The sequence below is a fragment of the Aphanizomenon sp. UHCC 0183 genome (assembly GCF_009712065.1).
GTDB lineage: Bacteria > Cyanobacteriota > Cyanobacteriia > Cyanobacteriales > Nostocaceae > Dolichospermum > Dolichospermum heterosporum.
This window is the reverse complement of the sequence record NZ_VILC01000049.1, coordinates 41,441-48,466: the sequence shown is the minus strand read 5'-3', so window position 1 is coordinate 48,466 and position 7,026 is coordinate 41,441. Positions and strand designations below refer to the sequence as shown.

Sequence of the window (7,026 nt, the reverse complement as noted above, 5' to 3'; positions counted from 1 at the left end):
AAAAAATAAAGTTTTTTTAAGGTTTTTTCGGTATTTTTATGGAAATAGGGGAAAATATTGATGTATTAATAGTATCAATTGACTCAAACCGAGTCAGACCATCAGATATTAAGGTGTAAATAGGAGCATCAAAACCATGCAAATCAAGCTGATTTCTGAAAATAAACTGACAGAGGAGCAGGAAGAACAGGTTTTTACCCTGCCGGTAGCTATCGGACGAGATATAACTCAACTTCCTGCCGTCCTCAATGGTGAAACGGTGACTCCTGTAGTTTTATTGGACTCTAATAAGCAAATTTCTCGGTTTCATGCTCAAATTACCTTAGACAACAATGAGCTTTATGTAGAAGACAAGAGCGCCAATGGGACTCAAGTTAACAGTGAAAAGCTACTTAATCAACGTCGGACTTTAAACAGTGGGGATAGACTGGGAATAGGTAATCATACCATTACCGTTATTCTCATTCGATCTGAGGATGAGAATGCTACCGTTGTATTGGAAAATAATTCCACAATTTTTAACCCCCAATCTGAGATTATTCCTGTATCTAGGGTGCGGAAATTACCAGATTCTCAATCATCCATCATTTTTAACCCTTATACGGATGCTTTAGAACAGCAAACTCCCGACGCTGTACCTAGTCAACCTGCGGGTTTTCCCTATAATCTCAACTTTTGGAATGCAGAAAAGGTTTCCCCGGAAGCTATTCGTCGCAGTGGTATTTTAGTCAGAGAAACAGAATATGTTGCCTGTGGAGGAGGAATGGGTAGTTTTGTTTGGGTGGATATGTTGAGAATTGCGGGAGTTAAACCAGAAAATATTAAAGTTTTGAGTGTTCAAGATAAACCTTATAAACGCTATGAAAGCCTACTGAAAAATTGTCAAATTCCCCGACATAAACGAATTCGTTCCGGTTCAGATTCCTGTCCTGATAATATTTGGGGGTGGCCAGGATATGCTTTAAGAGATACTTGGAAATCCTTTTTTTCTGGACAAGTTGGTGCAGCTTTAGGATTTTTGTGGCAAGTTTTTGCCGAACCTGTTTATGCAGATACTTACACCCCTCGTGGCAAAGATGTATTTGAGTCAATGGACCGGGAAAGCGATCGCATTGGTTGGGGTAAAATGTTAGAATATGGCAGTATTCGTAGTCTACGACAAACAGAAGATGGGCGTTATTGTATTGCCTATTCTACTTCCAACCAAGAAGACGGAAATCACCAATTTTTATTAGCTAAATATGTCCATCTCTGCACAGGTTATCCAGCAATTAAATTACTAGAAGACCTAGAACAATATCGTCAAGAATATCCCGAAGAAACAGGAAATAAGAGAACTGTAGTTCAAGGTTATGAACCCCATGATCATATTTACCAACAATTAGAAAAAAAGGGCGGTACTATTGTCCTTCGAGGGTCGGGAATTGTGGCTTCACAAATATTAGAAAGGCTGTATGAAGCCCGGAAAATGCAAGGGAATATTCAGGTAATTCATTTAAACCGAGAACCGCGCAAAGGTAATCAATTTGAGCAAGCTAAACGCTATGTAGAAAATGATTGGGAATTTCAACCTTTTAACTGGCCAAAAGGAACTTGGGGGGGTGATATGCGGACAATGTTAGAAGCCGCTGACCCGTTAAGACGAAGGGAATTATTACAGGGTTGGGGGGGAACAACCACAGCTAGTCGCAAAAAATGGCGCGACATTATTCGTCAAGGAATAGCCCAGAAATGGTATGAAATTCGTTATGGTGTAGTCACTAAACTAGAACGTAATTCCCAAGGTCAAGTTATTACTCATGTAGTCACTAACAAAGGTCAAAAAACCCTAACTGCTGATTTTGTTATTGACTGTACAGGATTGATTTCCAATCCTTTAGAAAGTCCATTTTTAAAAGACCTAATACTGCATTACGATTTAGAACTAAACCCACAAGGACGTTTTCATGTAGAAAACAACTTTGAAATCAAAAAACTGCGAAATAATCGTTCTCGCATATATGGGGCAGGAATTATCACATTAGGCGGTCCCTACGCCCCCGTAGACACATTTTTAGGACTACAATATGCTGCCCATCGTTCTATGGAAGCATTGGCGGCTGCAAAAGCTCCAGGAGTCCGCTATATTCAGGGAATTTATTCCCTTTGGCAATGGCTAAAATGGGCATTGAATCAAAAACCTTAATTTAGAGGATGTTTTAAAAGTATTAGATGAAACCGATAATCTCCAAAAACCTAACCCCCCTGCCCCCTTCCCTACGAGGGAAGGGGGTTTTCAAAGCCTCTCCCCGCTTCGGGGAGAGGTTTGGAGAGGGGTCTGTTTATACATTAAAAACTTTTCAAACACCCTCTTACACATATTATAGGATAATAAAATCATCATGACTCCAACTTTATTCGGACGCTGGCAAACACGAATTTTTTTGTTAGCAACAGTGGGAATGTTAGTTTCTCTGCTTTTCTATGGGGGATATTTAGGCATTGCCTCCAACTTAGTTTACTTTTGGGTTGTGTTTTATGTGGGTTTATTTGGCATTGCCTGGGATATCCTATATGATTTTCTGCAAAAATATCTCTGGGACCATGACTGGCCTGGAGTATTTCAACTTTGTGCAGGAGTTATAGAAGGGGTATTTCTGGGTTTAATAATTGCCAATATCGGTTTACCTCATATTCCTAAAAGTGAATTTGATTTCATCAGATTTACTCAACATTATGGTTTAGTTTGGTTAGCCGTTTATTTATCTGCTTGGGTAGTCATGCGGTTATTATTTCCCCGGTGGCGTTTTCGCGGTGGAGAATGGATTGGTAAATGGCCGAGAATTTCTTAATGACAATTTCTAACAAGACAATTCTTGCCACTTTTCCATAATTCCATTTAACATCTGTTCAAAAAATTCCCTCTTGAGGAAACCGGAATTTACCCCCCTTAGAGGTTGTTTGAAAAGTATTATATTAAACCAGTAATCTCCAAAAACCTAACCCCCCTACCCCCCTTCCCTGCAAGGGAATGGGGGTTTTAAAGCCTCTCCCCTTGCAGGGGAGAGGTTTGGAGAGGGGTCAGTCTATACATTCAAAACTTTTCAAACACCCTCTTAGTCCCCCCTTGTGAAGAAACTGGAATTTACCCCCCTTAGTCCCCCCTTGTAAAGGGGGGAAACCGGAAAAATTAGTTCCCTCCCCTTTGCAAGGGGAGGGTTAGGGTGGGGTAAGAACCTGATATTGTCCTAAAACAAATAAACATTTTTATGAATCACCAGAACTTTCTCGCTTTCATCACATCCTCAATATTCATAGTAGGATTAGCTTCAGGTTGTAGTGCTGATTCTACCAACGCAACCCTAACTTCCAGCCTTAAACCCGCTGCCAATGGTAATTTCGATTCAAATGCTATTCAAGGGCAAAATACCCCGGTTAATACCCCTTTAAAGCTGGCTGCTAAGGTGTTTAATGTCCAAGACTCTTTTGTTTTAAAAGGTTTTGATGCTGTAGCCTATTTTCAACAAGGAAAGGCAATTCCGGGTAATGATAATTTCACCTATAAATGGCAGAATGTAAATTGGCGATTTTCTACAGCCGAAAACCGCAACTTATTTATTAAAAACCCTGAAAAATACGCTCCTCAATATGGAGGATTTTGTGCTTGGGCTGTCAGTAGAGGATATACTGCACCTATTGACCCTAATGCGTGGAAAATTGTCAACGGTAAGCTGTACTTAAATGTTAATTTGGACACTCAAAAACGCTGGGAAAAGGACATTCCTGGAAATATTCAAAAAGCTGATCAAAATTGGCCTGGTATAGCCAAAAAAATTCGCCGTTAATGAGCATTAGTCCTACTTTAGATCCCCAACTTCTTTAAGAAGTCGGGGATCTGGGTATATTGGGCATATTATATATATTGGGATCTTAAAATCTGATCATTAGGAAAGGGTAATTTATGAATTACTCACAAGCTGATGTGCAGCTAAACTGTATAATCAAAAAACCTGAAGTTACAGTAGCACAAGCATCTTGCTTGTATTAATTATTCAATTTAACGGCACAACAACTTAACTGGTAAATTGCTTTTTGAAGTTACAGTAGCACAAGCATCTTGCTTGTATTTTATTACTTTTCATGTCATCACAAACTCAAACTCATTGTAACTATTCCTATCATATTACAGTTCGCTGTAACAATAGAGAATTTCGCTTAACCCGTTTAGAATGTCGTCAAATATTTCTATATGTAATCAAAAAAGCCATAGAGAAATATAGTTTTAAACTCTATAGCCTCTGTATTATGAGTAATCATATTCATTATTTAATTGAACCACAAAAGGCAGAAGAAATACCCAAAATAATGCACTATATTAACTGGTATTCTGCTATGTGTTTTAATCGAATGTTAAACAGAACTGGACATTTTTGGGAGAAAAGATACCATAGTACAAGTTTTTCTAACAATGATATAACCAGAGCCTTAAATACTATCAGATATATTCATGCTAATCCCCAAGCTGCCGGTATGCAAAATGGCTTTTTCTATGATTTTAGTAATTATGGAGTTTATGAAAGGTTAGGTGATGATGGAATTACCACTTGGCACCCTGCTTTTTTAGCTTTAGGAGAAGATTTAGAGGAATGTAGTCGTAAATATAAAAAGTTTTGTCATCAATATAAATCCCAAGAGAAAAAAGTTAAGAAGTTTTATTGGGGGAATAAATTATTACCTAAATTAACAAATAAAAAAAAGAATGGTCATAAAAATCAGAAAAAAAGTCAACAAAAGCAAACAGATGAAGATGCTAAAAGATTATATGAAGTTTGGCGAGAAAATAATCCTGAAATAGTCAAGATTGCGGAAAAGTTTATCTTTGCTAATTGTTACAATCCTCATCATGTTGGGGAGTTTCTGCAAAATTATTCTTATTATTGACAACCTATAAACTAGGTTTTTTAGGTGTTGTCTTATGCCTATTTAATCAATTATTTCTGTATCAGGTAATACTTTATCTATTTTTTGTAGGTCGGGTTAAGCAACAGCGCAACCCGACGTTTATGTTGGGTTTTGTACTTGTACCTCAACCCAACCTAAAAGCCCGCTTAAGAGGCGACGCTGATGTTGGATTTTGTACCTCAACCCCAAACTACGAATTTACTACAGGTATACTACAAACTGCCTAACAGGTAATGAAATCCCCAAAGCCTAATAAATCGGTTGTTTATTTTTTGATAAGAAATACTTATAATCTTGTATAACGCTTATGGGTTATAGTCTAGAGAAGAGAAAAGAGTAACCTCTCCCCCCACCCTCACACCATACCACAACCCTCCAGGCAGGTGTCCCGGTAGTGCATTCGTACTAAAGGTGTAACTATCGTAACTGAGCCATTCATTATTTTTTCTCCAACCAACGCGGGAGCCTAACTTCGTAAAAGTATCCCAGTCGTATTCTCCATCTAACTTGCCTCCCAAGTCCAGCCAAATTTGCTTTTGTACAGAAAAGCCGAATTTGCCATTGCTATATTTTACCCATAATTGATCCATTTTTCGCAATTCCTGTCTGGGAAAATTTTTCACATCTTCAAGTCTTAACCATCCTTCCCGTTCTCGTTTAGTTAACTTTTTCATCAATTCCCAAGTTTCTAAATCTGCTTCTCGCCATTTTCCTGCTTTTAACAATGCTTCTAAATTTTGAAATATAACAGGTGTAGGTTCATTTGTAGGACTAGGATTATTACGAGGGGTATTAGCTTGAGTATTATTTTGAATATTACTAATTAAATTGGGGAATTTTTCCGTCGGGATACCCTGAACTCCATCTCTTGCTAACGCTGATTCACTTATGCCAAATTCAGCCTTACCATAAATACCAATTACTTCCCCCTGGTCGTTTAATATTGGTCCTCCACTCATTCCCGGTCTTGGACTCCCACTCAAAAATAAATCATATCCCAGATTTTCTCCCCTTCCTCTAGCTGTGATTTGGGATGTTAAAAAGAAGTAATTTCGCTGTTGACTATTAGAAATAGAAGGAATAGGAAATCCAGAGTTATATACCGTTGCACCTTCTTTAACTGTCCGAGAATCAGCAATTTTAGCAAGGGGATAATTTTGAGAACTGGTAAATCTGACTAGGGCTAAATCTAATTTTCCCACAATTTGAGCTTTGTTTTCCATCGGGTATTTTTGCCCGTCATGGGTGATAAGCTCATAAATACCATATCCCGCTTTTTTAACCACATGATTGGCTGTCAGCACAGTGTAGGTATTACCATTTTTGGCAATAATTACTCCTGAACCCTTACCATCTAATCCACCAATCATGACGGTGATTGGTTTAGCGATATCATTGACTTGTACAGGAGTTAAGGCAGATACGGGTTGGTATTGTACTAAAGCTAGGGTTGTTGTCCCTAGAATTACTCCTAATCCCTGGGAAAATTTCATAGTCCTTTGTCTGTTATAATACTATTTTTTATAGTAGCCTTTCTTTGTACTTCACGCAAAGATGTAAGACAGACAGACAGCCAGGGAATAAATTCCCTGTCTGAAAGCTCAAGTCGGTTAAAACCGACTGAGGATTTGATTGGGGAGCGCTTAATAGTAATGCACCATGATCAAGGATTATGGGTAAAATGAGATTCATTTAGGTAGGGTGTGTTAGCGACAGCGTAACGCACGGCGTTGCTGATTAAGAGTATGAATTTTAGTCTCACGCAAAGGCGCAAAGACGCACTGAGGTTTGAGTTTTAAAGATTCAATTTGGGAATTTCATACCTCGATTCAGCAACGCCTGTAACGCTTGTTGCTGACTTGAGGTATGAAAATGATTTTTAATGATTTCAAAACCCTTGTAGAGACGTTCCATGGAACGTCTCTACACCTAAATTCATACCTGGTTTCAGCAACGCCCCTAAATGAAATGTGAACATCTCTGATTTTCCTACCTCTGTGTCCTCTGTGTCTCTGCGGTTCGTCAAAAAAACTATTTTCATGCTTCAACCCAACTATTCAGCTTTAAGCTGTTACGCAGCTAAAT

At 38.4% G+C, this 7,026-nt stretch carries 5 protein-coding genes; 4 read left to right on the top strand and 1 reads right to left on the bottom strand.

The features are described from left to right. The first annotated feature begins 136 nt into the window (after positions 1 to 136). From FJR37_RS16745 to FJR37_RS16730, 4 genes are all read left to right on the top strand, one after another. Complete coding sequence (locus FJR37_RS16745; protein WP_168466578.1) at positions 137 to 2,185, top strand: FHA domain-containing protein; 2,049 nt, start codon at positions 137 to 139, stop codon at positions 2,183 to 2,185. A gap of 196 nt (positions 2,186 to 2,381) precedes the next feature. Beyond that, on the top strand, positions 2,382 to 2,831 hold the full coding sequence (locus FJR37_RS16740) for a hypothetical protein (RefSeq protein ID WP_168466577.1): 450 nt from the start codon (positions 2,382 to 2,384) through the stop codon (positions 2,829 to 2,831). Between the two features lie 417 nt (positions 2,832 to 3,248). Beyond that, entirely contained in the window at positions 3,249 to 3,824 is a 576-nt protein-coding gene (locus tag FJR37_RS16735) for a YHS domain-containing (seleno)protein (protein ID WP_168466576.1), read from the top strand. Positions 3,825 to 4,119: 295 nt separating this feature from the next. Continuing rightward, a complete protein-coding gene (locus FJR37_RS16730) occupies positions 4,120 to 4,920 on the top strand; it encodes a transposase (protein WP_168466575.1) in 801 nt (266 codons plus the stop codon). A gap of 326 nt (positions 4,921 to 5,246) precedes the next feature. Here the strand turns inward: FJR37_RS16730 and FJR37_RS26540 are convergent, their stop codons facing one another. After that, entirely contained in the window at positions 5,247 to 6,434 is a 1,188-nt protein-coding gene (locus tag FJR37_RS26540; RefSeq protein ID WP_217355307.1) for a GUN4 domain-containing protein, read from the bottom strand. Between the last annotated feature and the right edge of the window lie 592 nt (positions 6,435 to 7,026).